This is a genomic window from Bacillus sp. Bos-x628 (genome assembly GCF_040500475.1).
GTDB lineage: Bacteria > Bacillota > Bacilli > Bacillales > Bacillaceae > Bacillus > Bacillus maqinnsis.
In genome coordinates this window covers 2917954-2944295 of sequence record NZ_CP159358.1, presented here as the reverse complement: position 1 = coordinate 2944295, position 26342 = coordinate 2917954, and the positions used below count along the sequence as shown (strand labels likewise).

Sequence of the window (26342 nt, the reverse complement as noted above, 5' to 3'; positions counted from 1 at the left end):
TCCACTCCGGCACCTCTTTGTTTTTTATACTTTGAACTCTGATAAGTTTAAACGACATCAAACCGCCTCCTCTTCTCGTACTTTCTCGATAAACGCTAGCGCATCCGCAATTCTCTGCTTTTTCCAATCAGGAAGTCTCGAACGCATCATTTGTTTTTTAAGATTGTAGAGTTTCGATAACTCATCGTTAGTTAACGTCTTAGCCGTTGCCCTTTTATATTCATAGAACGACCACTCAAACAAGTCTAACGGAGGTGGCTCACTTAATCGAACAGCTTTTGAAATGCGTGAAAATTTATCAAATACCCGATTTCGGTCATCATCTTGCACTTCAATTCCAAATGTTTTATTGCGATTAAGCTCCTTATCCCACTTAACACCGTGTGTAAGATGGTATATGATGATGTAGAAATCAAGATCATACATATCCGAATAGCAAATTACTTGCTCGACGTGCGCTTTTTTAGGTTCTACTAACTTTTTAAACTCGACATAACTTTTCTGATAGGACTTAACCTCCAACCCAACGCGATACTCCTTCCCATCATCTGCTGTGTAGATTAAAATTCCATCAGGCAACCCATTGATTGCGAATTTTTCGCCGTTATGAGAGACTTCGTGCATTACTTTTTTGAAATGCTCAAACGCAGGCTCGTTCCGCTCCGTCCTTTCAAATCTAAATTTCGGCTTGTTTCCCGTGAGTCTCTCAAAATGACGCTCAATAAGAAGGATTTCACGTTGAATATAGTCGCCTACTTGCGAGCCAAGACCGTTCCAATCTCGCTGATTAGGTGTAGGGTTTTGGGGGTCACGGACTGACTTACGCGCCTTTTCGTATAACTCTCGATCGCTCTTACTTGCGTTACTTGGCGAAAATACTGGTCTCGGTGTTCCGTCAGGTGCGGTCTTCCAATTAAAATAACCGTACTTTGACTGCTCCCGCAGTACACGCGCATATTGTTCATGAAGCTCTGCGTCCATTAACTCGTCATATGGCTGCGGGTACTTGTGAAACTCGTATAGCATATCGTTAAAATCGTCCGCAATCGTTTGTGCGAATGATGATTCCGCCATTCCTTCGTTACTAAGTAATTGAGCCGCTAATTTTCGTTTGTCTGCCGTCAATTAATCACGTCCTTTTTAGGTTTGCAATTCTCAAAATCCCAATCATCCGGACTGTATTCGTCCATCCAGCACGGCTCAATTACCGTGTCGCAACCTAACGGAAGTACGAGCGTAAACGTGTTCGTCATGATGTCGTCAAATAGCTCGACTGCTTCTTCCGTTAGTTGCTCGTTTGGAATAGCCGTCTTCAATTCGTCGTGAAGCGTCAACGGGAACTCCCAGCCGCGCTCTAAAACACACTCGTAATAAACGCGTATCATACACATTTGTAAGATATTCGCGCCTGATCCTTGAATCGTATGGTTAAATGCAGCGCGTTCGCAGCCGCCAGTAAATCGCATTAAGTCCCAAAACTCCGACCGATCTTCCCAACGTAATTTATTCGTTTTCTTGCCGAGGTCAGGATCGTTTTTATCCGTGATACCGCATCTACGCATTAGCTGGCAAAGCCGTTTGTATTTTTCGACATAGCCTGGGAATCGTCGTTTCTGCTTAAAAATCGTTGCCGTCCAGCCGTGCTTGCGTAAATGCTCGAACGTAGACTCGACCATTCCTTTAAAGCCCGGAAGAATCTCGTCAAACTTTTCGTAAGCGACTAACGCCTGATCTCTGCCGATTCCGAATGGAATGACGCCTTTATAAAACATGTCGAACGCCTGACCGTATCCGATCGCGAGAAACATCTGCTTCATAGCTTTACGGTAGGCCGGTACGGCATCGTCGGTTTCTTTTACGGATTTATAGTGGTCCTCTGTGCAGATTTCACGCGGGACATCGAATAAGATAGAAGCGAATTCAACGTAAGGGTCTAACCCACGTCGGTACATATCCGCAAATATCTCATCGTTAAATTCGGTCGCCATTCTATGCGCTTGTATTCTTGGTTCAATTGACGATAAATCCGAGCCAATGAACGTATGGCCTTTCGGTGGCTTAAACGCCATCCTTACTCGCTGACCTCTTTCAGTACGCGACGGAATGTTTTGGATATTCCGACCCTTTTCCGTCTTCTTTGGCGCATCTACTAATAGACGCATGTATTCGAGAAAATTCTTATCGTTGATATCGTTTCTGTAAATCTCGTTATCTTTTCCGGTGTATTTTTTCGAACTGTAGCGCCCCGTCGATACAGTTTGTAATTGCGTATGAAGACGCCCATCTACGTCCTTAACGTTAGGAATTCGATTGATGAATGTTCCTAATAACGTAGATAATTCCGAAAATGTCGCAAGTGGTTTTAGTCGCGCGTCTTCTTTAAAATACAGCGCGAGAACGTCCTTACTTACGGCGCGCGTTTTCTTCTTGTCGATAATTTTCGTCTTATCTTCAATTCCGAGAACATCGTAGATTAAATACTGTAGGTGTTGGTCGGAGTCTAAGTTAAATTCGTGTATGAAATCGGGTGCATTCTCCGGAATGGCAGGCGCGAGTGGCTCCGTCTTATACTTCCGGATACGCTCTTTAAGCTGTGTGTATTTCTTAGTTGCCGGGTTCGCTTTCTGTAGTTCCACCTCACATTTCGCAAGCATTTCCTTCTGCTTCGCAATTTGCTTTTCGCGGTTTGCTTGCCATGCTCGGATTTTATCTCCTTTTATGTGCATCGACATTGAACGTAAGAACTCGGCATCGATTCCGTACGCTTCGTTGAGGTCATCTATCGCTTTCTGTAGTTGCGGTTCATATTCCGATTTAAGGCGCAACAATTCATCGTCGTCAATCACGAAACCTGTTCGCTCGATCGTCGTGTTTACTTCATATAAATACTGGCGGATCTCAAAGTACGGATAATATAAATCGTCTATTTTAAGCATCATGTCGATTTGCCAACGCGTTAGGTACCAACCCTTCTCAACGTCCTTTATCGCGTATATGCCCACGATTTCAGGCGAATAGATCATCGGAGATCCTTTTCCGAATAGGTCCTCGAAAGTGTATCCGTCTAGGTGCGTAGTTCCCGTATGTTCTTTGTATTTCGTATCTAATTCCTTAAGACCAAACGATGGCTCGTGCTCGTTCATCAATCGCGCAGCATCAAGCGAGTCGTATCGGAACCCTTTCGGCTTTAGTCCGTCATTCAAGAACATCGCGTAGTCAAAGGGCGTATTGTGGAACGCTTTTATGTGTCGTGCGTCTTCGATAAATACTCGGCAGATATCAAGCGCAGCCGATCGTGTACACTGTTCATCCCCCGTTAAATGTCCATACGCGACGTAGTAGCCTTCATTTAAACACGGGAGCCAAAACGAATAGCCGCCCGACATATCCATAAACGTATCTGTACCGGATGTCTCCGTATCCCATTCCGTAAATGAAACGGCCAAAGGAATTTCGATGCCGCGCTCAGCTAATTTGCCGCGAATATGCGTATTGTTGAATAGATCGAATACTTTTCGGAACCACGGATCTAGTTGCTGCGCCTGAACTTCGGCTTGTAATCGTTCGATCATAGGCGCCAGGTCGGCGTCTCTTGTAATAACGTAATAGTTATCGGGCTTCGTCCGTATCGTCTCCTGCATACGTTCATGACGCAAAGATTCGTTTTCTTTTTCTAGATGACGGCGACCAATTACGCATGCTTCCTTTTTAGTCAGCTTCGTATTTTTAGTACGGACTAGCTCGCCGTCTTTATGCGCTCGCCATGCTGCTTCAAATTCGCGACGTTCTTTATCGGAGAACTTACATGTTCTCTTCAAACGATCGAATGCTTCCTCCAACGTTTCGTCCGACTTTGCCGCCTTCTTCCGTTTGGCGACGTCAGCCGCCGGCTCTGTCATACGCGCATTTACGGTTAGTTTTAACGGCTTTATTTCCACGTCGCGTCCTCCTTTCTTCTTTAAAAGTCGATATTAGTCGTAGTAATAATTTAAGAAAGCGAACAAAACGAGGTTGATTCCGTTATGAATCGCAAGTCCGTAATCTCCTTGTGTCAACGCGTATGCGACGCCAACTACACTTAGCGTTATACACGTGTAAATAGCCGTCCTCATAAATCGACCTCCTCCGTCCACTTCCGTTTATGAACCGTCTCGTTTTCCGCATAGAACTCCGACCAGCAAGCGTCATCACAACAATAGACTTCGTATAAGTCGTCGTAAATAGCCCGCTGACCTTCGTTAATGGACGCTTGACAGGCGGCGCAGTTAGCTGCGATCAAAACGTGCCTCGACCGGAGTGATTAGCGTGAGTTTTTCCGGCGATAGGAACCGCTCAACACTGTCTCCAACGGAATTTATTGCTCTAATTTCCGGACTACTGTCGTCGGTTGAATTTACGACAACTTCCCCAAGACCGCTATTCCTAAACCACGTCCGATCATCATACGCAACAATATCGCCAACTTTATACTCGTCAACTTTGCGACCGATCTTCGCCCATTTCGTTTCCGCTTCCTTGGAGGCTGTGACTTCGGTTTGAGTTGCGAGGACTAGCTTGGACTCATGCATCCATATTGATTTTTTCGCAAGTTCTCCGCTCAGAACATCGCAGTAGAACGGAATATCTGACTCGTCGTCTTCCGTGATTCTAACAAAATCGCCCTCTGCAAGACCGCGATGATCTGACGCATCGACCACCTTCGCATAATCACCGACTTTTAGGCGTACGTGCTTCTTGCGGAATAGTTGACAACATGCACGATCAACTGCAATTTCTACTCCATCATTGGCTTCAATCACCGCATCACCTTCACAGTCACCGCCAATGACTTCGTAAAATGAGCCATCAGCTCCTATAATTTTACCGAGGTTAATTAAGCCTAAATCGCCCGCCTTTGCGTCTCCCTCAACACGCTCATACTCCGCACCTTCATAAGCTACTTTCGTAATCTCACCGTTTTTCATATCGAGCGTCTTTACGCCTTTTAATGCCGCCATTTATACCGCCTCCGTATCATCATATTCCTCGACCGAACACCACACGTTAATAGAACTTCTCTCGCGCAATTTACGTGCCGCCATCGCAGCATCGTCACGAAAATCAAAAACCCACGGCTCTTGTTCCGGCTGCCCCGCCAATATCGGTCTAGTTAAAATTTCAGTTTTATGATTATTACCCACATGCACTTTAACAACGTATCCCATTTATACCGCCTCCGCTTCGTTTTCTAATGCCGCCAAGAATGCGCGGTCTAAGTTCAGTGGCATTTCGACCCATTCCCGTTTGCCTTCGTTCTTGCGTGGCATCCAATATTCGGTCAAGCCGCGGTTTTCAAACATATACGCCTTCGTTACGCCCGCCTCGATTAGCACTCCGATAAAGTAATCGGCATCTGCGACCGTGTACGGCAGACCCGTATTTTTGCGCCCGTTGACCGTTAGATAGCCGCGCTCTTTGGTACGGTCACGAATCGTCTTTACTTGGAACCGCTTGATTTCGCCACTGGTCGGGTCGGTCGCGAGGATGTCATACGGTTCCTCGGTCTCCGGTTTGCTGACGCCTGACCAGCCGGCCGCCATTAAGGCAGCTCGGGCGATCATTTCGGCGAATTTTCCGATCGTTTCTTCTTTGTGCGCCAACTATTTCGCCCCCTTTAAGCCGTGTTCGACTAAAATATCGTCCACATCATTCATTAATTCGTACGTCATCGGGAGGTTTCCTAAAATTTGATCAGAGAACTGCGGGTACGGATCAAAGGTAGTAATGATACTATTTACTTCGTCCATTCCTACGTCCAATAACGACGCAGATAACACGATCAATTCCGCCAACGAAACTTCTACGATGACCTTTTTCGATAAATCTAACGTCTGCGCTTCCGTTTTAATTTCCCGCATCTATGCGCCCTCCTTAAAATTCGAAGTTTTCTTCGGTCGGTAGTTCGTCGTCTGCTGCGCTGCCGTCAAGCGATTCGCCGATTAGCGACAGATCAAAGCCAGCCGCGACGAGGTTTTCGAGCATTTCCTTTTCGTCAGCTTCGTAGATTAAGCCCTCGAATAGAGACATATCAAACTCTTTTCCGTCTTGTGCGACGAAATGCTTACGTTCTTTCTCCGTCAAGTCTTCGTCCAAATCGATAAGAGGCGTCAGCGAAACGACTGTGTTCGTACCTGAACCGGACTTCTCCAATTCAAACGCGATACGGCCGAGTTTCTTCTCCTGCTTCTTAATGACTGCGTGCACCGCCGTCGCTTGAGGCTTAGAAAGATCAACGATGATTGGCTCGCCAGTTTCGAGATTGATAAAGCCAAGTGCATAACGTTCCTTGACGCGATACTTAGCCGCTTCTTGTTTTGCCGCTTCTTCCGCCTTGGTATCTCCTCGCTCTAATGCCGCTTTCTTTTGGTCTTGATAGTATTTCCATGCACGATCCCATGGCGTTAGGTTCGACTCGGGAAAGCCGTTCTTATTTAGCGTGCTTGGATTGGCCGCCGAGAACGAATTTACCTTCTTATAGATTCCGTATGAGAAGAAGCGAATTAGATCGAAAGCACTCATGACACGCACCTTATAAACTGTTCCAGTCTTAAAGCTCGCAAACTCGGCGCTATTTCCTCCGCTCCCTCCATCATTCGTAGCGTTTAATGCATTTAGAGCGTCAGCTCCGACAGTATACTTAGCCATCCGATTACCTCCGTTATATTATTTTATTTTAGGGTTTGACCCTCGCAAAACACCGGTATCTGCGCCCGAGACGCCGCCAGCGCACGGCATAGCGACGCGACAGTTTTACTTAACGACCGCCCCGGTATTCTCCGAGCGTCGGCGGTCATTCGCCGCCCTTATTTCGTCTTTCTTCGTCCAAAATCGACCAATACATGCCGCCTATAATCAGCGCAGATATAATAGAAACAAACGTTGCCGATACGATTAAGTCGTCATACATAAGCCGCCACTCCTTTCGCATAGCGCGTCACTTGGCGCTTTATTTCGAGGGCTTCCGTTGGCAATTCGTCTACGCGCATCTGCACAGCATTAATACGGGCCTGTAGCGCCAATCTTTTAGCTCTCGATCGCGTTCGTTTTATTTCTTCGTTTAACCAACGCAATTCTTCGACTAATTCAGCCGAAAATGTATCGTAGTGACTTATCACTCTTTCGGCGTCCTTTTTTACGACTTCATACGCATCAATAAGCAGGCGCCTGTTGGCCGTTTCGCTGACGCCTTTTTCTTTATAAACGGTGAGCACACTGTTGGTATCCGTTGCAAAGTGGATGACGACGCCTTTACTCGCATACATGCGGGCTTCTTTTCCGTCTTTATCGACCGTTATACCGAGGTAGCGGGCGTGCTCCATCTTCTGCGAAATCCAATTGCAGGCGACATGGTGGTTATTTATGCCAAAACGCACTCTTAGTCGCTGTTTAGCGTGGTGGGTAATGGTTATTTCGGAAGGTTTCATCCGAAGCGCACCGCCTTTATTGTTGTTGGACGATAGTAGTCTGCCGGATCATCTTCGCGATAAAGTTCACCTTCGTATTGTAAAAACGTTAATTTTTGGATATTGACTGCGGGTGGAAATTCGTTTGTAGGGCGTTGCATAGTACGTTAGCCTCCTTAATTTTTAGGTTAACGCAACTAGACGGAGGAGCGTTCGCATAGCGTTCGCTTGAAATTATTGTGATAAGCGAATATGATAAAGATACATAGCGATGCCCCTGTGGCTAGTTACGTGTTTATGCTGTTAGTTCGCGCTGGCAGTGTAAACGGAAACGACGGATGAACTTACGATGTGCTTCGAAATTTCCTCCTAAACGTTGCGTCAACAACGTGGAGATTTCGACCATATTCGTACATCCTTCGCTCCAACACTTTAGTATTATTTCTTTGCGGAGATCGCCTTGCGTCAACAGGGCGGTCTTTTCTTTTAATAAAACTTCGGCTTCGACGTCCGTCAAAACGTCTTCTGGCTCCCACGAGACATTACCGTCATCTCGCATTCCTTCTATAGATAAAGCCGCTTCTTTCCGCGATGCCTTCAGATACTTATTTCGTTCCCTTACGATAATGCGCTGGATCAACGCTTTCTTATCTCGGCCATTTCCTTCGTAGCGCTGAAGCCAATAACCGATCGCTAGCAAGGTCCGCTGCTCGAACGATGTTTGGTCTGGTACTAAGTGTGCGATTCGTTGCGATTCTCTTTGAACATACGGAATCGCTCCATAATCTGCGGCCATCTGAAGTCTATTAAATTTTTCTTTATTCAAGTTTTTCTCCTCCCGCCCCTTACACTTATACAGTCGCATATGGTCTGTTAGAATCGGGACATTTGATTTAAAGTTTTTTATAATTTTTCTTCCATGTCCATATATTAGCACCCAAATAGGATAAAGTTGCGGTTTTTGGATAATCTTAGTTTTTTAAACTTTTCCGAAAAAAAGACAAAAGAAAAAGGCCAATTGGCCCGATCTTTTATCCACCTACTTTAATTTCACTAACTTGCACCTCGTGGTTACTGTTTGATAATTCTTTGCTATTCTGAAAACCGTTATCAAGAAGCGACACCACTAGTGCCCCTAAAACAAAACCCATCAATAAAATCTTTTTCATACACAACATCTCCCTTTGTTTTTAATTTTATAGATTTCAAAGCTTCTACTTGATTAGAGTCAACCCCACACAGACGTAATGTTTCCGCGACGATTGATGCGAAAAACAAATTCATCTCTCCTAGAAAATGATTAAGAGCTTTATAAATCTTACCTATCTCTCTATCACGAACGTAGTTAAAGTATACTACAAAATCAGCATCACCTCCTAAAAGAAATTTGTCTCTATCTTCGGCAAGCAAAGGCGGGTTTTCTCCCCCGAAAAAATTAAAAAGAGCTTTTACCATGTTTAAATTGTTCATAGCCTCTCTTATTAAAAGAGGTTCATCCGTCTTTTTCGCAAAATATAAGCTCTTCTCTAGATAGTTTACACATTTTTCTTTATTGTGGTGCAAATGACACATTCCAAGATAATAATATCCGTCAGATATATGCTTATTGTTAAGTTCTGTGTACACTAAAACCTTTGCATGTACAGAACATAGATCAGGCTCATTAAGATGTAGATAAGCAGGGGCGAGTATTTCGGATAATCTATAAGAAAAAGCCTCTTTGAAAAAGATTCTTCTTTTCCCTATAGTTTTAATTTCTTCATAAAGCTCACTCGCTCTTTTTGTCATACCTAGAAAATCATCCTCATAGTACATAACTACACATCTATAAATAGATTTTAGTATCTTCAAATCTTTTGAACTAGAAACCTTTAAAGTGTCCATTTTTACGGCTAGAGTTTCGAATGTGATATTATCCACCATAAAATCAAAAATGAGTGTGTACATATCCACGAATTGCCTTAAACTCGCCTCATTTTCATTCTTTTTTAGTAGGTTATATAGTAAGTTTGCATCCCTTTTTATTGCTGCGTACTCAAAAGCTTGCTTTATCCACTCTATAGAATCAATCATAAGGCACCAATCCTGCATTATAGTGTGATAATTTTCTTTATAGAAAAACTGTGCGATTGTAACTAGATGTTTGAACCCAATACTCCCGCTGTCTGTGAACTCATACAAAACATCTTGGTTGATACCTGTTTTTTCGGAAATACATGCTATACTTAAATCATGTTTCTCTCTTAGGTTAATAAAATCATCTTTGATTGACCGCATAATATACACCCCTTATAGACTTGCGCCTTCTCTCTATAATATTATAACACTAATGCACACAAAAGTGTGCGTAATTTTTTGGAAAAAGGTGATTTTTTTATGATTAGTTATGAGCCACTAAGAAATTACTTAAATGAAAGAGGGTTAACAACGGGAATTCTAAGAGATCGTGTTATTCACAGAAACCTTGTCACTAAAATTAACGAAGATAAGCCCGTTAGTTTGTCGACAATAGAAGCGATTTGCCTCGAATTGGACGTGCCTATCGAGAAAGTCGTCCGTATCCTTCCAAATCCACCGGAATAATGGACGGATGTGTGATATAATTCCCTTCGTAAAGCACGCGCCTTTTTGCGTGGATTGAAATGCTTTGCGGAGGTGTTTATCTCGCAGTATTCGGTCGTCTCATGCCGGATAAAGGAGCTGTGCTATAAACGCGGGTATACGCTTACCCAACTCGCAGATATGGTCGGTATATCAAAGACACAACTTTCCGATTATATTGCGATCAGAAACGTTCCTAACGTGGAAATGGCGTATTCTATTGCGCGCTGTCTTGATTGCCCCGTCGAAGCCTTATATAATTGGCGTCCTTTATCCGGAAGTAACACGGAGGGTTAAGATAACCTCCGCCGACCGAAAGTTCGTATATTCCCGAACCCTACTTTAAAACCCACAACCTCCGCACGATCAACAACTCGCTTCAAAGCGTCCTCTCCCTCCGCCATCAATAAATCATTCGCGTCTTTGTACCCCTCCGTTATATAACCGTGCGCAAGCCTGACTTTGCCGCGCATCTTTAGCTCGACCTCCTTCCGCAATTTCTCACCGGCAGAATCATTATCCGTTATTACTATTAAGTGTTCGATTGGTGACTGCGATAGTATATCCGCCTTCTCTGACGAAAATTTACTGCCGCCGGTCGCTATGCCGCAAAAACCCGCCGTTCGCCACGAAAGTGCGTCGATTTCAGCCTCGGAAAGAACGGCTATTTTGGCGCGATCTTCATAAACGGTTTCTATACCGTATACCAACTCACGTATGGGTAAGCCGCCTTTAGCGTACCAAAACGCTTTGTTGTGCGTTGATCTGTATTTTACGTTTGCTAGACGATTGTTATGTAGGCGCCATGGTATGACGACCGTTAGACCGTCTATACCTACTCCAGCTTTGCGTTGTACTTCTTCGCTTATTCCGCGGTTGGTCAAATAATCGTTCGGTCCGATCATCACGTCAGTCAATAAATCTTCGGCTAGTGGTCGTTTAGGCTCAACGATTTTCAAACGGGGAATACGGAGTTTTAGGCCCGTATCTCCTTCGCCAGTACCATATGTCTCGGCTAGGTAAAACGCCGTCTCTTCTTCGGTTTCTTCACGCAGAAACGCAAGTAGTTTAATAAAACCGCCCCGTTCGCCCGTGCCGCTGTCACCGAAATAGCCGGCCTTGGCAGTCGCTGTGTCCTCGTAGTAAACGTAAAAACTAGGAGTACGGTCTTCGCGGAAAGGGCTTGCCGCCGTTAAACGGTCAGCGTGCCAAGTAGGACGATCCCATTCGTATCTTTCTAATTCTTCTCGTATATCGACGTCTATTTGGACGCCGTTGATAGTAAGAATCGCCATTTATATACGTCTCCTTTCGTTATATTACACTATTCTGATGAGAGTTTCCGTCGTAATTTGTCGAAAATATTCCGAATTTTTCATTATTCATTAAAATCCGAAATCGTTTAGCGCAGTCGCACCGCTGGCTACTTGCTTGATAATGCCGATTTGCGGCAGATAAACGATCTCGACAACCTCATCCTCTCCTCCATCACGCCCTTTATTAACGCCAATTAGACCGCGTCCTTCTTTTGCGTTCGTATCAACGGGTATCAAAACCGCCGCATCTTGAAGTAAGGCGGACGTTTTCATAACATCCTTACGTTTCGGCAACTTAATTTCGCGGTTTCCGTCTTCGTCTACAGCGCCGTCATCTTCTCCGGCTTGTGTGATTGCGAAAATTACTACCCCCATCGTGCCAGCTAAACGGCGCATCTTTTTAGACGTATCAGCCGCCGCTCCGCCTGTCGTTTTATTGGAATTAGATTCGTAGTCGAGGTAATAAAACGGATCTATCATAACGACATCCGCGTTCGTCTGTTGTATGTCCGCCTTAAGATCACGTAACGTTCGGGAATCAAAGTCTTGGTCATCTACCGCGCGTACCGTAATAGAACCCGCAATAATCGTATTCAATTTCTTAATAAAGTCCATGAATGCCGCTTCAAACTCCTCCGACAATTTTCCTTGACGGACGGCTCTCGAATCAAAGCCTGCTTCCATCTGCTGACCGTCAATTTCCGTTATTGCCACGCCTTGATCGCCTGAAAGTGAAACGTAAATACGCACGAGAACCTCGAACCAACCCATTTCCATCGACCATATCAGCACGTTTGCGCCCTGAACCGCACAATTAATAACCTCCTCTAACGTAATAGCCGACTTTCCGCGTCCTGACTTTCCGTAAACAACGTACATGTTTGACGACACATAGCCGCCTATTGCCTTATCTAGTGCCGGAAATTTGCTTGACCATATGCGGAAAGACTTGCCTGTCTTACGGTTTTCATACTCGGTTTTAAATTTATCAACGTCTCTCACGACGTTTGTTCCCACTGATTTACGAACACTTGTTCTCATTTTACTCCGTTCAGCGACATCGGTCAACCACTCAAAAAATTCTGCAGGGTCGCCACCCTCTTGAACACGATTGAATCGCTGAATAAATTCAGAATCAGCCGTCTTTACACCGTTGCGACCATATTTATCGTTAAATAACGACACAAAATCAGTCAGTGCTGCTCGTTCCTTCGTCTTATGCGCGAGATATTCAAACGTTGCATCAATACCAAAGTCCGGCTGGAATGTCGGCACTTCAGTCGCAACCATTTCGGCGGTTGGCGCTTGGTTTCCGTGCTTTTCCGCATATGCGCTGATGTATTCGAAGGCTGCCCGTTCGCCGTCGGTTTGAAAATCGTTGCGCGTTAGTCCGTATCGTAGTAAGGCGGACGGGTCGTTATCTTCGATTACTTTTGATAATAAACTAGCTCCGAAACTCATAATCGTTCAGCTCCCTCGCCATTCAACTCCGCTATAATAGCGTCCATTTTTGACTTAAACGATTCATCGCCCGTCTTTTCAAAGCGTTCCTTATACCAATTGTAGATATCGAGTAGGTTGTCGGTTTGTTCCGTTGCTTCCTTACGTTCGTCCACGCTATGTTGCCTCGACACCACATCAACCGCCTCCGTTTCGTAGTTAATTAGATAAACCATACTTCGTGCCGGCGGATAGTCGTCAAGGTTAAAATCAGCTAGGAAATCCTCCGCCACCGACGCATTTGCCACCAGTCGCACGTCTGCCTCAAACGCCTCCAACCACTCGCCATTTACTGCGTCATAAAGATCGTACTCTATAAAGTTAAAGACGGTCTCTTTCGCCGTCTCTTCGATGTATCTTGCGCAATCAATGTAAAATAGGCGCCCCTCGTATCCTTCAACTGCGACTAGATCGCCCGTTTTATAGACCGGCGTATGGTCCGCAAATTCAAGCGCATCGAGTTTAGCTAAAATCGCCAACTTAGCCGCACTCTCGTCGTTATCTAACGAATCCGCAACGATAAGATCACGCAGATACTGTATTTCTGTTAGATCTAAGCCGCTCATCTACAGACGCCTCCTTTTTGATTCGCCCGCGAAGACGATTTCTTTGCATTGGTCGGCAATCCGATCCGCCAGTCTCGCTTCTCCGAATATGGCCGGTAAGTCTTTCAGTTCAATATTCGACGTATAAACGGTCGGCATTCGGTTTGTCACGCGGTAGTTGATTATCGTATGCAAATCGCCGCGAAATCCCTCCGTTACGTCTCGCACGCCTATATCGTCTAGGACTGCGAAAGACGCCCGTTTTGCCGCTTCTAGCGCTTCGTAATAACGCTTTGCCGCCGGCTCTGAAATTGATTCCGGAACTCGCGGTCTATTAAATTCGTTATAATCGTTTTGCCACGCATTAACATCGAGGAAATAAGCCGGCCTTTGATCTGGTTGCAAGCCACGTTTTAATGAGCCGATATAGTGGACGATTAAATATTCGTTTAAAAGCGCCGCGGCTGTTGTCGTCTTTCCTGTTCCTGAATTCGCGCTATAAAAATACAGCGATTTAATGCGGTCAGCTTCGGCATCAAATTGGCGGTCAAAGGTAGTCGCATAAGCATCCGCTGCCTTATAAGCTCCGGGCTGATCAGCGCGAGAAGGCGAGTTCTTGAGCGTCACTAGGCGATAATCCTCCGCCAGCCCAGCCGCCCCTGACCGTCCGCCTCCGCCGTCTAATCCGTGCAAGCCGAGGTATAGCTCGCAGTGTTTCGTACAATTAACGCCGCCGGCTTGGGCGCATTTGCTTGCGAGTAGGCATCGTGATTCATTCGTCATCCATAGCCGCCTCCTTTCGGTCGATTCGTTTTCGTAAAGTTCGTTCGTTCTTTGAGCGCATCTTTTTATCTTTGCCTTTAACGCGAGGCTTCGGGTACATTCCGTCATAGGTGTAATCGTATCCGCTATAATTCTTGAAAGTCTGCGTTTTAAGCCAACGATGAAGCGTCAATTAAGCGACTCCTTCCGTCCTCGAATCGTCAATTGTTTTTGGATTCGTAGCGAGACCGCCATGCCTGTCACTTGCGTCTAAGTAGACGTAATTCCCCCTGTACCCTTATACGCTCTACCGTTCTCAACACGTTCTACTGTGAACTTTCGTTTTCTGCCTAGGTAAGTCGTGTATTCAACAACGTCACCCACACCTCCTTCCGTCGGCTGTGGCACGTTTAGATACGCCGCTGGTACTTCTAGACCTAACGCACGTCTTAGCGCAATAGCCTTGCCGATGTGTTCGTTGAAGCAATCGTTAGGTGCGCATTTGGCGATTCCGTAAGACGCTATGCGACTATTCGGTACTTTCGCTGTGGCTTCAACCGATCCGTTTTCCGCATTCACTCTGATTCCGATATTAAACGCTTTAGATAATCGATTACGCATTTTCAGCGTTTCGACGTCTTCCTTCGCCTTTGCAACGATTTCATCCCGTTTCTGTTGATCGGATTTTTCATACGTACCATGTAACGCCTCAATCTCCGCATCAAAACGTCCTTGATCGTATCCATTCTTATATGAAAGTGTTCTTAGCGTCTTCATTACGTCTTTACCCAACGCAATTAATTCGTCATAGCTCATTTCGTATAGGCTCGGTGCTGGCGTGTGTTCTCCAACAATGACTTCGTATTCGTGGTGCCAAATTATCGGCTCTGTATCTACCTTTACACCGTTAATGTCGACGCTATTTACGATAAATACATCACCGTTTTTATATGATTCCATCGCGTATTCAGCATCCGTAATTAAAATGCGCTCGCCTACACGCGCCTTACGTTTCTCCGTCTTATATTTCGTCATACTAAAACAACTCCCCGTAGTTTATTTGCGACTGCGCTGCCGCCCTTTGATCGTCTTCTTCCGCCTGCTCAACCTTCTTCTGCTTTACGAGTAGGGGCGGCAGGTACCGGTTTCGCATATACGTAAACATGAAGCCGAAGTTTACGCCCGGATATTGTGACGTTGGGCTATACGCCGCAAAGCAAGCGTCAATGAAGTCGCGCACGATAGCCGCCCCATATTCGTCTATCATCGTCTTTAGGTTCCGAGCTTCCATGCCGCGATTATTGGCGACGTATTTAATGCCGTAGACTTCGAGGTGGCGCTCGTGCAGATAGACGATAAAGTCGCGTGCCGTCCACTTTTCGATAGGCTTATCGCCCATTACGCATTCACTCCTTCGATCTCAATTCCGAGAATGTTTAACGTTTCCTCAATGCCATCCGCAACACCTGCGGTATGAACATCAATCTCGGCAATCATATCACTGTAATATTCACGCACCTTTTCTACCTGCTCTTTCGTGATTTCCGGCTTCATTTTAACGCCTCCTTCATTCGGTCTAATATGAATCTAACGTAATCCTTAACGTGCTCCGGCGCACTGATCGCGAGTAAATGTTCGGTCGCATCCCGGTCATCAAATTCCTCCGGCATCATGTCTCGTATACGAGCGAGGTGATCTACGTATTTTTCATTCTCCGCAATAAGCGCCGCCATTGCCTGTCGTAAGTCTGCGATTTCTTGATCCTTCGTTTTATTCATTTGACGTCCTCCTCCGTATCCGCTGTGGCAACTACTTCCGAATATTCCGATTGAAACAATTAAAGTTGTTATAATCGCCGAATCTATAAGGGGAATAAAAAATACTGTCAAGCCGGCATAGTTATCCGACTCAAACGCAATAAGCTGTGTGATCAAATATGCGAAAAAGGAGAATCTTTTTTATACTTAATGCTCTGTATAAATTCAAAGTTGTCTGTTGCTAACCTTCCACGTGTTGCTTCGAGGATCTCTAATTCTGTAGCAGTAGATTCTAAACCATAACGATCTAATATTTGCGGATAATCTTTTCTTTTAGGCTTAGGCAAACGATTTTTAATACTAACGAACAATTTCCCCACTGATTTATAAATTTCATCTATATTTGGAAAGTTAGGGTAATCTTTAAATCCGTTCTTCTTCGCTTCATAAACTTCAGGTTTTTTATATTTAAAAATATAAGTATCGAATACAGAGTTATATTTCAATTCCCCAACAACAAAACGACTTCTAGATTCTTCATCTTTCCATATCATCAATAAATTATCGATTTCTTGATCCTTCGTTTTAGACACGATTTAACCGCCTCCTAGCCGTTTTATTTGTCGGTAATACTAGCGCCCTCGACCGACAGTGCCGCCGCTAATTCCGTGCGAAATTCCTGTACCATTTGCGCAATCTCGGTTAAGGTCGTTGCATCCGAGGTTTTGATTTGCCGGTCTAGTACGTCCATTACGGCGCGATCAACCGAGGCATGGTACGAAATTTCCCGCCAGCGTGCTTTAGGCTTCGGGTCGGCGTCAGGATTCTCCGCCAGTTTCTTCGCCCAGCCGGGCGCTTTAGTCGGGTCGGTGAAATAGCGTTCGTTTACGATGATATTCCGTTCGTCTGACGTGAGCTTATAGTCGGGGGATAGCGTAATGTTAATCGTCACGCAACGACACTCCCTTCGTCTGTACTTAGGTTGGCGAGTTCTATTAAGCGAAGTATTTTCCGCGATTTATCTACGGTGAAATTACGAGTGATCCAATAACCAACGTTTAGTTCGGAGCTTCTTACGGTTAATGCACGGTGTATCAGCGTATGGCAATTAGGGCATAACGGAGTTAAGTTGCTTTCTTTATTATCGCCTCCGGAGCTTACTGGTACGATGTGGTGCCAATTTACGATAGGTGAGCAGTCGATTTCGCAGGTACTACAATGGATCGGCTTTTGATATCTTTAGTTAATTTATCGATAACCGCCTTCGATTCTGAACGTGATGCTTTAGTCTCTACCGTTTTTATTAAATCTTTGAAGGCTTTTAAGGTACGAACTTCCCCCTTTAGTACCGCGTTTTTCGCTTTAAGCCGTAACTCTGACATCTCCACGGAAGGCTTCGTAATTTCATAAAGAAGTGAAACAGGAAGGGATTCTAAATAATCTGCAATAGTCGGGTTTTTGTTAATAAATTCATATCTGTGTATTAATCCATAAGCTTTATTTACACCTATTCCGAGACAAGTCCTCACCCACTCTTGAAAGCAGCCATAACCATTTTTTGCGAGGGTCTGCTGTGCTTCTTTAAGCTCTTTTCCAATTAATGTATAGGCGTCATGAACAACGTTTTTTATTCTTTTTTCTTTCTTTAGAAGAAATTCTTTTGTTACTTCATCTACACACTCAAGTCTTTCCATATAGACACCTCCACTTTTATATAAACCGTAGCAATTCGTTCGCTTGCGCTCACTCTTTGCAGATATCCTTTATCGCGATGATATATCTTTTAAATAACTATCTGCGCGAAAGGTTTTAATTGAGCGCTATTATTAGTCTAGTTAAATAAGTATAGTTAAATGAGTTTAGTTCGTCTTCAAACTATGAAGTACCTTACTTCAAATCTTGCAGGGGGATATTATCGTTTTTTGAAGTGCCGGTCTCAACGAACCAGTCAGGCGGCTCCCAAAGCGTATATTCATTCGATGTCTGCCTGTTTGCATTTTTTCGTTCTTTGACGTCAATGAGGTCGAGTTCCTTCAGCCTACGTAATGCTGCCCGCACCGTATTCGTTGAGCATCGACATTTATCTGCGATAGTCTGAACGCTTGGGTGCGACTTCTTACTCGTATTGTCTGCGTAGAAACAAAGAACGGCGTATACGAGTTTCTGAACCGGCTTATCTAAATACGTTTCGTCTGCGATAACCGACTTCGTTACTCGAACGAACCTGTGGTCGTGGAAGTCAATCGGTCGCTTTTCCTTTGTCATTCGATAACCTCCTTCACAATATAATACCCGCGACTTTTTAATTCCGCACAGTAATTATGAATTTTATTGCGTTCATTATTAGTTGCGTATAAAACTTTCGGATTGGACAGCGTTTTAAAAAAAATTTCGCTTTCACTTATACAGTCGCATATGACATAACGGAATCGGGACATTTAAAATAAAAAAAAATAACCCCGCCTATTAAGACGAGGGTTCAGAGTAGCGCTATATTTAGTTGCGGTGTAGCGTTCCTATACGATATAATGCGCTTAGAGACGATTGACTTATCGGTGACTTAACGTTGATATAGTTGACTTTATGGGCGACTTAACGGAGACAAATAACGTTGATTTAACGACGTGGAAGCTGGCAGTGTAGAGGTCAGCGGTTCGAGCCCGCTATGCTCCATACACAAAACCCTTACTGCTGTAAGGGTTTTTCTTATTTTCAACATTTTTATTTTTCGTCTTTTTTTCGTGTTGGGGCCATTTTGGAGCCATTTAATTAAAAACTCTCAAATAAAACAAAAAACTGTCCTTAACGGACAGCAAAAGTGTGAGTAATATAAGAAGAAAATCATTGAAATATACGAATTTTTATACTCCCGTTTCCGCGGGTAAACCGTATATTTCTAATTATACACTACATTTAGAAACCGAACAAACATTCTGTTAAAATGCTTTTGAGGTGATTTAATGACTGATCTCGAAAGAAAACTTTATCGAATCATTTATAATATGAGTCGGTTCCGCAAGAATCCAACAATAGATGATTTAAAAAGAAAAACAGGTAAAGACGAACAATCTATACGGAAAGCCGTTAAGAACTTATTATCTCGTAAAGAGTTGAAATGGGATAAAGAAAAAAATGAATGGGTACTTTAAGTTTAATCATAAAGGCGGTATTTCTTGCGCCCTTCTTCTATGTCTTTTGTGAAAACACACACATTCTCAGACTGTTCCACACTCGTTAATTGAACATCTAGTCTTTATCACCTATGCAAATTGTTTCATTTTCACGGAAGTTAAGTATTTATTTCCCAACCATTCTCCGTATAATGGTAAAATCTCTTTTGATTGCAACCAAGCATTAAAGGAGAATGCCATGAAAACTTTAGATGTTCAGGCGTTGCACATTGCCATTGATCAAACGCTGGAACAATTAACACAACAATCACAAAGCATCAAATCCCTTGAAATACAAATCAATCAAATCATCTCACTAGATGGCGCACTAAAGGGCGAGGCTGGAGAAGCCATTCGAGCGTTTTACGAAGAGTGTCATATCCCCTTTTTGCAATTCTTTCAGGTCGTCATTGAAGAATACACCGGTGCGCTAAAAAAGACAAAGCAGGCTCTCTATGCATTTGAATCAAACCCGAATGGCTTTATCTCTCAATCATTCATTGAACACGAGCTTGACCAAGGGTTAAAAAAAGCAGAACGGACCATTTCTGATATCGTATCAGATGTAAATCAAGCCCTCGGCAGGGTCAGCCATATTGTGCATTTGCCACATGTAGATGAATCTGCTTTCCAAGAAAGCTACCAAAAAGCATGGCTTGAGACCTCAAAAACCATTGGACTGCTTCATGCATTTGACAGGAAACAAACGAGTGGTTTACATGAAACAGAAAGCGCCCTTCACACAATGAATCAATACATAGACACCCTAAGCACCATGTTCACTGGTCCGAAAATTGAGATCACCAGCTATCAAAAAGGCTCTATTTTCAAAGATGGAAAAGCAGAAAAAGTGAGCAGCACCATCAGTGGATTGAATGAAAAAATAGACAATCCTGACGAAACCCCAATGATGATTATGCTGAGGAAGCTGAGAGAGAAAGAACGGGCGAATGTGGATACGGTTATGAAGGAAAAGCCACCTACTAAAATCAATCAAAACGTAGTGATCATCAATGGGAAAGTGTATGATACAAGTGAGTACAAACATATCGACTTCGCAAATGCCAAAACAGTTGAAGTCATGCGAGACGGAATGCTGTATCGCTTACGAATATCGGAGCAAAACAAAGTAACGATTGAGAGCGTTAAACCGATTTCTGATGTAAAAACAGGCGATCAACCCCAAAACGTATTAAATACAGCGGTTGAATTCACAGGAATAAACGACGCAATTCGAGTCATTACAGGGAGAGATCCTGTAACAGGTAATAAAGTCACTGACACAGACCGCCTCGTATCAAGCTTGTACATGATACCAGGAGCTCAAATCGTTAAAGCTGGAAAATACGTGTTTAAAATAATGAAAGGGGAGAAAGTAGCCAAGAAAGTTCCAAAAATTGGTGAAGGCTCTAAGAGTAGAGTTAAACCTTTAGGCAGATATGGTGCTCTTAATAGAGCGAAAAAGGATGCGGGCATTTCTAGATCTCAACACCCTGAATCAATTCGTCGTGTAGAGATGCGAACCGCTCTCCATGAAGGTGGTCGTGTAATAAAAGACGAAAATGGTAAAATTATTTGGACCAGAGAGTATCTCTATACAAATAACAAAGGTCAAAAAATCATAATACAAGATCATAGCGCAGGTCATGAAAAAGGTGGACAAGGGCCTCATTTTAATGTAAGGCCATTTGATAATCCTCGAACAGGAAAAGTCCCAGGGACAAAAGAGCATTATCCATTCAAAAAATAATTTGAGGTGATATTATGTGGTACGAAAATTTAGAGGAAAGTTATTTTCTAAAAAGTCTATATAATGAGGTTCCTAAATTAGAAAATATACGTATAAACAGCATTTGTATCAAAGAGGAAGGTAGAAAAGTAACTTTGCATTTTGATATGCCTTTTTATGCGGAAAATCCACCAAAAAAATGGGCTAACTTAGGATACAATTCAATTGCTCTTGAAGTAGACATTTTTGATATCCATTCTTTAGAAATGCAAACATTGTCAGATACATATAGAGGAAACATTGAAATAATTAAGAATGACCAAGATTTAATCGAAATCAATATAACAGGAGAGGTTACTGCAAAAATAAAAGCAGATGCAGGACTCATTCAATCAATTAATGGTTATATTAATGGAGCTTTAGAAAAAAAATAAGCAAAAAAGTATGTGGCCTTGTACACAAGAAAGGGCCTTTTTGATTACTTCAATAGAGCTTCAATTTTTGCTTTTGTCTTCGGTCCATAAATGCCATCAGCCATAAGACCATGCATCAATTGGAATCACTTGACCGCATTAGCTGTCTTTGGTCCATAGTAACCTTCTAACCCATTGTTTTTGGCTCCCTTTTCAGGATAGAAATATACAGAAGCCAGTGCTTGGTGTACGTCTTCTACTGCTAATCCCCTACGTTTAGAAAAGAACACAGTTAAAATAAAAGAGCCTCTCAAATATGAAAGAGGCTCTTTTCAAAATATTTTAATTACAGCAATAATTAGACCACCTAAAGCTATAGTTGTTCCAATCATCCACTTAATAATGCTAGTATGTGTTTGTGCAACTTTTGAATCTACATGATCTCTCGTTGCAATATTTGAATTATTAATGGAATCCGTGAACAAAGTTTTAATTTCTGCTTTTGTCGGCAAATCATCAAGTTTTTTGGTCCTTTCCGTGAGGACAGCGACGTCCCTCTCAAGATTGGATATTCTTTCTGTTAACTTTTCCATATTGTCATCACTCTCCTCACCGGAAGTTTGGGATAGCACAGAATTGATCAAATCTTTAATTCTCATAATCTCAGATTGCATTTCTTTAATAGAAAGTGCCTTTGTTTTTGAATGGGCCGATAAACGAGGGTTTGTCGGAAAAGCAATCACATTTTTATCACCAATAAATCCATCACTGCTTTTAGGATTTGCATTACTCATCTTTAATACTATCCTTTATTAATTGAATATTTTTCTCAACTTCATTTAGATTATCTAGAATTTCTTTCTTTTCTTCATCATAACTCATTTTTTCATTTAACATAAGACCAGAAAAATATTCAGTTATATCTCTTAATAACGTTTTGCCCCAGTTGGTTGTCTCTTAGCCTCTTTTTATAACTTATTATCATTGCATTGCTGGGATCCCATCCCAGCTTTTTTATGACTTCTTTCCACTAAAATAAATGCAACTTGGTCGCCGAATTGATAAGGATTTATGAGATTTTTTTCTTATTCACACGAAACATATTAGAATAATATATGACAATTTTCACCAAAATACTTTTAAATCGACATATAATTCTATTAATGTTAATATATGTATATACCAAAGAAGGAGTGTTACCTATGAAAAAATTAATGAAAGCCTGTACTTTGTCTGTAGCTGCCTTAGGAGCTCTTACATTCTTCCAAACAGAAGGCGCTCATGCATCTGTTCAATCTAAAGAACCCGTTCTAGCAAATGCACCTATTATGAATAAAGTGATTACTGTGAACCGTACGCTTTCTGTCGGTTCTTCGATTGCTGTTTCTCTTCCAGCAAGTCAAATATCTGTGACGGGCGCAACTTATGCCATTCAATTAGATCAAACTGCTCCGAACTTCACTTGGATTCGTGCCGTACAGCGCGGTTCTGTCACTGTATCTTACTATAATTCACAGGGTGAGCTTGTGATAAACTATATTACTGTTCGTTAATCAATCGTATGATGCTGATTATACCTAAGGCGATGACATTATGTTTCATCGCCTTTCGTATTTTACCTTTAACGACGCCTCTCTAACCCACTACTTGCCGTAGACCGCTCATTATGTTAACTTTTAATAAAATTAAGTTAACATAAAAGGGGGCTTTTTTTATGAAAAAACAAGCGTCTTTATCTTGGGGATCATTAGCAGAGCAAGCCATTCAGAATCAGCCAATCACACTGCAAGAGGGGCTTGAGATTCTTGAAGCAGATGACAGGGAATTGTTACCTATTATGCATGCAGCCTATCAAGTGAGGTATCATTTTTTTCAAAAAAAAGTGAAATTAAATATGATCTTTAACGCCAAAAGTGGATATTGCCCTGAAAACTGCGGATATTGTTCTCAATCAATCATTTCAAATGCACCGGTTGACAAATATACAATGCTCGATCAAAAAACCATTGTAGCAGGCGCACGCGAGGCGTTAAAAAGAAAAGCGGGTACTTATTGCATTGTGGCAAGTGGAAGGTCGCCTTCACACCGCGAATTAGATGAAGTGACTGCGGCAGTAAAGGAAATCACAGAGACCATGCCGCTGAAAGTATGCGCATGTCTTGGATTATTAAATGAGGAAAAAGCAAAACGGCTGAAAGAGGCAGGTGTCCATCGCTATAATCACAATATCAATACACATCATGACCATCATGCCAACATCACGACCACCCATACATATGATGATCGTGTCTCGACCGTTCAGCAAGTCAAGCAGTCTGGTATGTCACCATGTTCAGGGGTAATCATTGGAATGGGAGAAACCAACCAGCAGATTGTTGAAATGGGCTTTGCCCTAAGAGCACTTGATGCAGATTCAATTCCGGTCAACTTTCTTCATGCAATTGAAGGAACACCGCTTGAACATCAAGAGCGAACACATCCAATAAAAGCCTTAAAGGTTCTTGCATTAATGAGGTTTATCAATCCAACAAAGGAAATTCGCGTTTCTGGAGGAAGAGAATTTAATTTACGTACGCTTCAACCGTTAGCACTCTATGCCGCAAACTCTATTTTTGTAGGCGATTATTTGACGACGAAAGGACAACAAGTCCAAACCGATCATCACATCATTGAGGATTTAGGATTTGAGATAGAAGAGTGTGCTCTATAAAAAAGTCTGCCGATTTATTCGGCAGACTCAGCGTATAGACAAACCCTCGCATTCATTGTCAGATCCTGCGTGCTGGTGCTCACGAATTCATATTCGCTCCGCACAAGTATCTCGGGTCCTCATAGACTTCAAGGGGTTTCAATTCAAGCTAAAAAGAGCACAAACTGAAAGTACTTTTTCAAAAGCGTCGTTTCACTTTTGCATAAACAAAATAAATAAAATAAGCCCTAAGATGATTCGGTAAATCGCAAAAGGCACAAGTTTGATTTTATTAATCAGTTTTAGGAAGAATCGAACAACGAACAGAGCTACAACAAACGCACTCACAAAGCCAACAATAAAGAATGGAAGCATATCAGTTGTTAAGTATTCGGCGTTCTTCACAAGTGTTAAGAAACTTGCACCAGCCATAATCGGCATTGCCATGATAAACGTAAAGTCGGCCGCAGCCCGGTGATTGAGACCAAGGATAACACCACCTGCGATCGTAGAACCTGAACGCGAAAAACCAGGCCATAACGCTAAACATTGAAACAGTCCGATAAACAATGCCTGCCGGTATGTCATGTTGTCTACAGAACTTGTTTCCGTTTTACGTTTGTTAATCCAGTCAGCAACAAGCATAAGCACTGCTCCCAAAATCAAACCAATCGCTACAGTTCTGACATCGAATAAATATTTATCAATATAATCTTCAAATAAGAATCCTAAAATAACAGCTGGTACTAGTCCAACAGCGATTTGGGCAATTGTCAGCTTATGTCCGCTTTGCCTTTGTTCTTCTGTAATGTTTTTCTTTAAGCCTAACAAGTTAAGAATTCGGTCTTTAAACACGACCATTACAGCCAAGATGGAGCCTAACTGAATAACGACCTTAAATGTGTTCGCCGCCTCTGGCGTAATGATGTCCTTCGATTTTAACCAGAGATCATCAACAATGATCATGTGTCCAGTAGAAGAGACAGGTGCATACTCTGTTAAACCTTCGACAATTCCTAAAACCAGTGCCACGAATAAATCCCATAGATTCATGATTTTCTTTCCTTTCAATTCTGATCTTTTGAACGAGCCAAACATCTATGTCCACATAAAGACAAGCTTCCTTTTTCGAAAGCTCGTCTTTATGATACTATATTTTTTTCAAAAAAGATTATGACATCAAACCTTTTCTTCTTTATACAAATTGGATCGCATTTTGAACCAATCAAATAAGTGGGTTGTAATGACTTTCAGTACTGCGTAAGTAGGAATAGCGACAACCACACCAACGATACTGAACAGTTTGCCCGCTGTTAAAAGCACAAAAATAATGGTAACCGGATGGATATGAAGGTTTTTCCCCATGACCTGTGGAGAAATGAATTTCCCTTCAATCAGTTGGACAATGGTCCAAACAATGATCAATTTTAACAGCATGATTGGTGACGTGACAAGTGCAATCACAATCGCTGGAGTAATCGCAATCGTTGGCCCAAGATAAGGAACGACACTTGTACATGAGGCAATGATGGCAAGCAGCACTGCATAGTCTAAACCGATAATCATATACCCAATAAATAGCAGAATCCCGATACAGAAGCTGACAATGATCTGTCCTCTAATATAAGAGCTAAGGCGATGGTTCATTTCATGAAGGACAATATGTGTATGATCTCTTAGCTTATTCGGAATAAATTTCAAGAAGTAGTCAGGTAATTTTTTACCGTCTTTTAATAGATAAAACAGAATAAACGGTACTGTAATGATCGAGATCACTATTTCTGTCAACGCACCTAAAAATGTACCAACGCCATTGAAGGTGCTTTCCAAAATCTTAGTTGCTTGACTTGACGCTTTACTCACTAACTCTGATACATTAATGTTCGTCGTTTTCTGTGCCTGATTAATGAAATTACTGCCTGTTAATTGTCTAATCTGCTCTTCTACTGTATCGACGTATTTCGGAAGGTTATGAAAAAGACTCATGGTTTGTGCTTGTAAAATAGGAATAATCGACACAATGGTCACTGTAATGATGCCAATAATGACAATATATAAAAGCAAAATAGAATAGATCCGTTTGACTTTCAATTTCTCTAACAAGTTGACAACTGGATTTAATACATAGTACACAACCCCCGTTAAAATAATGGGTAAGGCTATGGTTTTGACGAGTACAATGAGCGGTGTGAAAATAAAAGATGTTTTCATGAAAACAAGGATATTCAATCCTATTAATAACAGGATGAGTAAAAAGAGAACAAACTTGTTATCAAGAAAGAATGTTTTAAATCGACTGCTCCACATTTGCATAGAATTCATCTTGTTCCTCCAAACACGGGCTTTTTATTAGTAAATTGTACACTACTTGGTCATGATATGGTGAACATTGTTTCACTTTTTCTATTTTGGCAATGG

At 42.5% G+C, this 26342-nt stretch carries 36 protein-coding genes and 1 pseudogene; 7 read left to right on the top strand and 30 right to left on the bottom strand.

What is annotated here, in order from left to right:
- Positions 1-57: 57 nt before the first annotated feature.
- From ABVJ71_RS15170 to ABVJ71_RS15115, 12 genes are all read right to left on the bottom strand, one after another.
- On the bottom strand, positions 58-1125 hold the full coding sequence (locus ABVJ71_RS15170; RefSeq protein ID WP_353854763.1) for a hypothetical protein: 1068 nt from the start codon (positions 1123-1125) through the stop codon (positions 58-60).
- Entirely contained in the window at positions 1122-3938 is a 2817-nt protein-coding gene (locus tag ABVJ71_RS15165; RefSeq protein WP_353854762.1) for a DNA polymerase, read from the bottom strand. Before ABVJ71_RS15165 ends, ABVJ71_RS15170 begins: the two co-directional genes overlap by 4 nt.
- 33 nt (positions 3939-3971) lie before the next feature.
- Complete coding sequence (locus ABVJ71_RS15160; protein WP_353854761.1) at positions 3972-4112, bottom strand: hypothetical protein; 141 nt, start codon at positions 4110-4112, stop codon at positions 3972-3974.
- Between the two features lie 153 nt (positions 4113-4265).
- The gene (locus tag ABVJ71_RS15155) at positions 4266-4997 is read right to left on the bottom strand and encodes a hypothetical protein (protein WP_353854760.1); all 732 of its coding nucleotides are present in this window, start codon (positions 4995-4997) and stop codon (positions 4266-4268) included.
- Positions 4998-5204, bottom strand: coding sequence for a hypothetical protein (locus ABVJ71_RS15150; RefSeq protein WP_353854759.1), 207 nt, complete (start codon positions 5202-5204; stop codon positions 4998-5000). It abuts the gene before it with no gap.
- Positions 5205-5639: a hypothetical protein gene (locus ABVJ71_RS15145; RefSeq protein WP_353854758.1), complete on the bottom strand. Its 435-nt coding sequence runs from the start codon at positions 5637-5639 to the stop codon at positions 5205-5207.
- Entirely contained in the window at positions 5640-5897 is a 258-nt protein-coding gene (locus ABVJ71_RS15140) for a hypothetical protein (protein ID WP_353854757.1), read from the bottom strand.
- A gap of 13 nt (positions 5898-5910) precedes the next feature.
- Positions 5911-6684 carry a hypothetical protein gene (locus ABVJ71_RS15135; protein ID WP_353854756.1) on the bottom strand — a complete coding sequence of 258 codons (774 nt, stop codon included), beginning with the start codon at positions 6682-6684 and terminating at the stop codon, positions 5911-5913.
- Between the two features lie 254 nt (positions 6685-6938).
- Positions 6939-7463 (bottom strand): hypothetical protein, encoded by a 525-nt coding sequence (locus ABVJ71_RS15130; protein WP_353854755.1) that lies wholly within the window; start codon positions 7461-7463, stop codon positions 6939-6941.
- Positions 7460-7603, bottom strand: coding sequence for a hypothetical protein (locus ABVJ71_RS15125; protein ID WP_353854754.1), 144 nt, complete (start codon positions 7601-7603; stop codon positions 7460-7462). The genes ABVJ71_RS15130 and ABVJ71_RS15125 overlap by 4 nt, the downstream gene beginning before the upstream one ends.
- 134 nt (positions 7604-7737) lie before the next feature.
- Entirely contained in the window at positions 7738-8268 is a 531-nt protein-coding gene (locus ABVJ71_RS15120) for a hypothetical protein (RefSeq protein ID WP_353854753.1), read from the bottom strand.
- A gap of 284 nt (positions 8269-8552) precedes the next feature.
- Positions 8553-9719 carry an AimR family lysis-lysogeny pheromone receptor gene (locus ABVJ71_RS15115; RefSeq protein WP_353854752.1) on the bottom strand — a complete coding sequence of 389 codons (1167 nt, stop codon included), beginning with the start codon at positions 9717-9719 and terminating at the stop codon, positions 8553-8555.
- A 99-nt stretch (positions 9720-9818) separates the two neighbouring features.
- Between ABVJ71_RS15115 and ABVJ71_RS15110 the strand changes: the two genes are divergently transcribed.
- Both ABVJ71_RS15110 and ABVJ71_RS15105 read left to right on the top strand, forming a co-directional pair.
- Positions 9819-10025 carry a helix-turn-helix domain-containing protein gene (locus ABVJ71_RS15110; RefSeq protein ID WP_353854751.1) on the top strand — a complete coding sequence of 69 codons (207 nt, stop codon included), beginning with the start codon at positions 9819-9821 and terminating at the stop codon, positions 10023-10025.
- A gap of 159 nt (positions 10026-10184) precedes the next feature.
- A complete protein-coding gene (locus ABVJ71_RS15105) occupies positions 10185-10340 on the top strand; it encodes a helix-turn-helix transcriptional regulator (protein ID WP_353854750.1) in 156 nt (51 codons plus the stop codon).
- Here the strand turns inward: ABVJ71_RS15105 and ABVJ71_RS15100 are convergent.
- The 14 genes from ABVJ71_RS15100 to ABVJ71_RS15035 form a co-directional block, all read right to left on the bottom strand.
- Entirely contained in the window at positions 10337-11338 is a 1002-nt protein-coding gene (locus tag ABVJ71_RS15100; RefSeq protein WP_353854749.1) for a toprim domain-containing protein, read from the bottom strand. The genes ABVJ71_RS15105 and ABVJ71_RS15100 overlap by 4 nt on opposite strands.
- Before the next feature lie 90 nt (positions 11339-11428).
- Complete coding sequence (locus ABVJ71_RS15095; protein ID WP_353854748.1) at positions 11429-12544, bottom strand: DnaB-like helicase C-terminal domain-containing protein; 1116 nt, start codon at positions 12542-12544, stop codon at positions 11429-11431.
- Positions 12545-12816: 272 nt separating this feature from the next.
- A complete protein-coding gene (locus ABVJ71_RS15090; RefSeq protein WP_353854747.1) occupies positions 12817-13425 on the bottom strand; it encodes a hypothetical protein in 609 nt (202 codons plus the stop codon).
- Positions 13426-14187 carry an ATP-binding protein gene (locus ABVJ71_RS15085; protein ID WP_353854746.1) on the bottom strand — a complete coding sequence of 254 codons (762 nt, stop codon included), beginning with the start codon at positions 14185-14187 and terminating at the stop codon, positions 13426-13428.
- Positions 14177-14359 (bottom strand): hypothetical protein, encoded by a 183-nt coding sequence (locus tag ABVJ71_RS15080; RefSeq protein WP_353854745.1) that lies wholly within the window; start codon positions 14357-14359, stop codon positions 14177-14179. Before ABVJ71_RS15080 ends, ABVJ71_RS15085 begins: the two co-directional genes overlap by 11 nt.
- A 77-nt stretch (positions 14360-14436) precedes the next feature.
- Positions 14437-15201, bottom strand: a complete 765-nt coding sequence (locus ABVJ71_RS15075; protein WP_353854744.1) for a hypothetical protein — start codon at positions 15199-15201, stop codon at positions 14437-14439.
- 1 nt (position 15202) lies between these two features.
- A complete protein-coding gene (locus ABVJ71_RS15070; RefSeq protein WP_353854743.1) occupies positions 15203-15565 on the bottom strand; it encodes a hypothetical protein in 363 nt (120 codons plus the stop codon).
- The gene (locus ABVJ71_RS15065; protein ID WP_353854742.1) at positions 15565-15720 is read right to left on the bottom strand and encodes a hypothetical protein; all 156 of its coding nucleotides are present in this window, start codon (positions 15718-15720) and stop codon (positions 15565-15567) included. Before ABVJ71_RS15065 ends, ABVJ71_RS15070 begins: the two co-directional genes overlap by 1 nt.
- Positions 15717-15944: a hypothetical protein gene (locus tag ABVJ71_RS15060; protein ID WP_353854741.1), complete on the bottom strand. Its 228-nt coding sequence runs from the start codon at positions 15942-15944 to the stop codon at positions 15717-15719. Before ABVJ71_RS15060 ends, ABVJ71_RS15065 begins: the two co-directional genes overlap by 4 nt.
- Positions 15945-16096: 152 nt before the next feature.
- Positions 16097-16516 carry a hypothetical protein gene (locus tag ABVJ71_RS15055; RefSeq protein WP_353854740.1) on the bottom strand — a complete coding sequence of 140 codons (420 nt, stop codon included), beginning with the start codon at positions 16514-16516 and terminating at the stop codon, positions 16097-16099.
- A gap of 23 nt (positions 16517-16539) precedes the next feature.
- Positions 16540-16875 (bottom strand): hypothetical protein, encoded by a 336-nt coding sequence (locus tag ABVJ71_RS15050; protein ID WP_353854739.1) that lies wholly within the window; start codon positions 16873-16875, stop codon positions 16540-16542.
- Entirely contained in the window at positions 16872-17093 is a 222-nt protein-coding gene (locus ABVJ71_RS15045) for an HNH endonuclease signature motif containing protein (RefSeq protein WP_353856709.1), read from the bottom strand. The genes ABVJ71_RS15050 and ABVJ71_RS15045 overlap by 4 nt, the downstream gene beginning before the upstream one ends.
- 11 nt (positions 17094-17104) lie before the next feature.
- On the bottom strand, positions 17105-17617 hold the full coding sequence (locus tag ABVJ71_RS15040) for a hypothetical protein (RefSeq protein ID WP_353854738.1): 513 nt from the start codon (positions 17615-17617) through the stop codon (positions 17105-17107).
- Positions 17618-17810: 193 nt separating this feature from the next.
- Positions 17811-18188 carry a helix-turn-helix domain-containing protein gene (locus tag ABVJ71_RS15035; protein WP_353854737.1) on the bottom strand — a complete coding sequence of 126 codons (378 nt, stop codon included), beginning with the start codon at positions 18186-18188 and terminating at the stop codon, positions 17811-17813.
- Between the two features lie 695 nt (positions 18189-18883).
- Here ABVJ71_RS15035 and ABVJ71_RS15030 point away from each other — a divergent pair.
- The 3 genes from ABVJ71_RS15030 to ABVJ71_RS15020 all read left to right on the top strand — a co-directional run bounded on the left by ABVJ71_RS15030 (position 18884) and on the right by ABVJ71_RS15020 (position 21256).
- Positions 18884-19072: a hypothetical protein gene (locus ABVJ71_RS15030; RefSeq protein ID WP_353854736.1), complete on the top strand. Its 189-nt coding sequence runs from the start codon at positions 18884-18886 to the stop codon at positions 19070-19072.
- Between the two features lie 220 nt (positions 19073-19292).
- Positions 19293-20843, top strand: a complete 1551-nt coding sequence (locus ABVJ71_RS15025; protein WP_353854735.1) for a T7SS effector LXG polymorphic toxin — start codon at positions 19293-19295, stop codon at positions 20841-20843.
- 14 nt (positions 20844-20857) lie between these two features.
- Positions 20858-21256, top strand: a complete 399-nt coding sequence (locus ABVJ71_RS15020) for an Imm50 family immunity protein (protein WP_353854734.1) — start codon at positions 20858-20860, stop codon at positions 21254-21256.
- 44 nt (positions 21257-21300) lie between these two features.
- Here ABVJ71_RS15020 and ABVJ71_RS15015 read toward each other — a convergent pair.
- Both ABVJ71_RS15015 and ABVJ71_RS15010 read right to left on the bottom strand, forming a co-directional pair.
- A pseudogene (locus tag ABVJ71_RS15015) lies at positions 21301-21507 on the bottom strand (peptidoglycan-binding protein); the annotation flags it as partial.
- Positions 21508-21567: 60 nt separating this feature from the next.
- On the bottom strand, positions 21568-22029 hold the full coding sequence (locus ABVJ71_RS15010) for a hypothetical protein (protein WP_353854733.1): 462 nt from the start codon (positions 22027-22029) through the stop codon (positions 21568-21570).
- 408 nt (positions 22030-22437) lie between these two features.
- On the opposite strand from ABVJ71_RS15010, the gene ABVJ71_RS15005 reads away from it, so the two are divergent.
- Both ABVJ71_RS15005 and bioB read left to right on the top strand, forming a co-directional pair.
- A complete protein-coding gene (locus ABVJ71_RS15005) occupies positions 22438-22788 on the top strand; it encodes a hypothetical protein (RefSeq protein WP_353854732.1) in 351 nt (116 codons plus the stop codon).
- 161 nt (positions 22789-22949) lie between these two features.
- Positions 22950-23945 carry a biotin synthase BioB gene (gene bioB / locus ABVJ71_RS15000; protein ID WP_353854731.1) on the top strand — a complete coding sequence of 332 codons (996 nt, stop codon included), beginning with the start codon at positions 22950-22952 and terminating at the stop codon, positions 23943-23945.
- A gap of 192 nt (positions 23946-24137) precedes the next feature.
- On the opposite strand, the gene ABVJ71_RS14995 is transcribed toward bioB, so the two are convergent.
- Positions 24138-24977 carry an undecaprenyl-diphosphate phosphatase gene (locus ABVJ71_RS14995; protein ID WP_353854730.1) on the bottom strand — a complete coding sequence of 280 codons (840 nt, stop codon included), beginning with the start codon at positions 24975-24977 and terminating at the stop codon, positions 24138-24140.
- A 126-nt stretch (positions 24978-25103) separates the two neighbouring features.
- Complete coding sequence (locus tag ABVJ71_RS14990) at positions 25104-26246, bottom strand: AI-2E family transporter (RefSeq protein WP_353854729.1); 1143 nt, start codon at positions 26244-26246, stop codon at positions 25104-25106.
- Positions 26247-26342 lie beyond the last annotated feature (96 nt).

Coding starts and splice junctions, on each gene's coding strand:
- ABVJ71_RS15160 (WP_353854761.1), bottom strand. CDS start 4,112: ATGAGGACGGCTATTTACACGTGTATAACGCTAAGTGTAGTTGGCGTC.
- bioB (WP_353854731.1), top strand. CDS start 22,950: ATGAAAAAACAAGCGTCTTTATCTTGGGGATCATTAGCAGAGCAAGCC.
- ABVJ71_RS15035 (WP_353854737.1), bottom strand. CDS start 18,188: ATGACAAAGGAAAAGCGACCGATTGACTTCCACGACCACAGGTTCGTT.
- ABVJ71_RS15030 (WP_353854736.1), top strand. CDS start 18,884: ATGACTGATCTCGAAAGAAAACTTTATCGAATCATTTATAATATGAGT.
- ABVJ71_RS15025 (WP_353854735.1), top strand. CDS start 19,293: ATGAAAACTTTAGATGTTCAGGCGTTGCACATTGCCATTGATCAAACG.
- ABVJ71_RS15020 (WP_353854734.1), top strand. CDS start 20,858: ATGTGGTACGAAAATTTAGAGGAAAGTTATTTTCTAAAAAGTCTATAT.
- ABVJ71_RS15125 (WP_353854754.1), bottom strand. CDS start 7,603: ATGCAACGCCCTACAAACGAATTTCCACCCGCAGTCAATATCCAAAAA.
- ABVJ71_RS15155 (WP_353854760.1), bottom strand. CDS start 4,997: ATGGCGGCATTAAAAGGCGTAAAGACGCTCGATATGAAAAACGGTGAG.
- ABVJ71_RS15065 (WP_353854742.1), bottom strand. CDS start 15,720: ATGAAGCCGGAAATCACGAAAGAGCAGGTAGAAAAGGTGCGTGAATAT.
- ABVJ71_RS15090 (WP_353854747.1), bottom strand. CDS start 13,425: ATGAGCGGCTTAGATCTAACAGAAATACAGTATCTGCGTGATCTTATC.
- ABVJ71_RS15060 (WP_353854741.1), bottom strand. CDS start 15,944: ATGAATAAAACGAAGGATCAAGAAATCGCAGACTTACGACAGGCAATG.
- ABVJ71_RS15100 (WP_353854749.1), bottom strand. CDS start 11,338: ATGGCGATTCTTACTATCAACGGCGTCCAAATAGACGTCGATATACGA.
- ABVJ71_RS15150 (WP_353854759.1), bottom strand. CDS start 5,204: ATGGGATACGTTGTTAAAGTGCATGTGGGTAATAATCATAAAACTGAA.
- ABVJ71_RS15005 (WP_353854732.1), top strand. CDS start 22,438: ATGAAAAAATTAATGAAAGCCTGTACTTTGTCTGTAGCTGCCTTAGGA.
- ABVJ71_RS14990 (WP_353854729.1), bottom strand. CDS start 26,246: ATGAATTCTATGCAAATGTGGAGCAGTCGATTTAAAACATTCTTTCTT.
- ABVJ71_RS15135 (WP_353854756.1), bottom strand. CDS start 6,684: ATGGCTAAGTATACTGTCGGAGCTGACGCTCTAAATGCATTAAACGCT.
- ABVJ71_RS15075 (WP_353854744.1), bottom strand. CDS start 15,201: ATGACGAAATATAAGACGGAGAAACGTAAGGCGCGTGTAGGCGAGCGC.
- ABVJ71_RS15085 (WP_353854746.1), bottom strand. CDS start 14,187: ATGACGAATGAATCACGATGCCTACTCGCAAGCAAATGCGCCCAAGCC.
- ABVJ71_RS15010 (WP_353854733.1), bottom strand. CDS start 22,029: ATGAGTAATGCAAATCCTAAAAGCAGTGATGGATTTATTGGTGATAAA.
- ABVJ71_RS15070 (WP_353854743.1), bottom strand. CDS start 15,565: ATGGGCGATAAGCCTATCGAAAAGTGGACGGCACGCGACTTTATCGTC.
- ABVJ71_RS15105 (WP_353854750.1), top strand. CDS start 10,185: ATGGTCGGTATATCAAAGACACAACTTTCCGATTATATTGCGATCAGA.
- ABVJ71_RS15115 (WP_353854752.1), bottom strand. CDS start 9,719: ATGCGGTCAATCAAAGATGATTTTATTAACCTAAGAGAGAAACATGAT.
- ABVJ71_RS14995 (WP_353854730.1), bottom strand. CDS start 24,977: ATGAATCTATGGGATTTATTCGTGGCACTGGTTTTAGGAATTGTCGAA.
- ABVJ71_RS15130 (WP_353854755.1), bottom strand. CDS start 7,463: ATGAAACCTTCCGAAATAACCATTACCCACCACGCTAAACAGCGACTA.
- ABVJ71_RS15040 (WP_353854738.1), bottom strand. CDS start 17,617: ATGGAAAGACTTGAGTGTGTAGATGAAGTAACAAAAGAATTTCTTCTA.
- ABVJ71_RS15140 (WP_353854757.1), bottom strand. CDS start 5,897: ATGCGGGAAATTAAAACGGAAGCGCAGACGTTAGATTTATCGAAAAAG.
- ABVJ71_RS15110 (WP_353854751.1), top strand. CDS start 9,819: ATGATTAGTTATGAGCCACTAAGAAATTACTTAAATGAAAGAGGGTTA.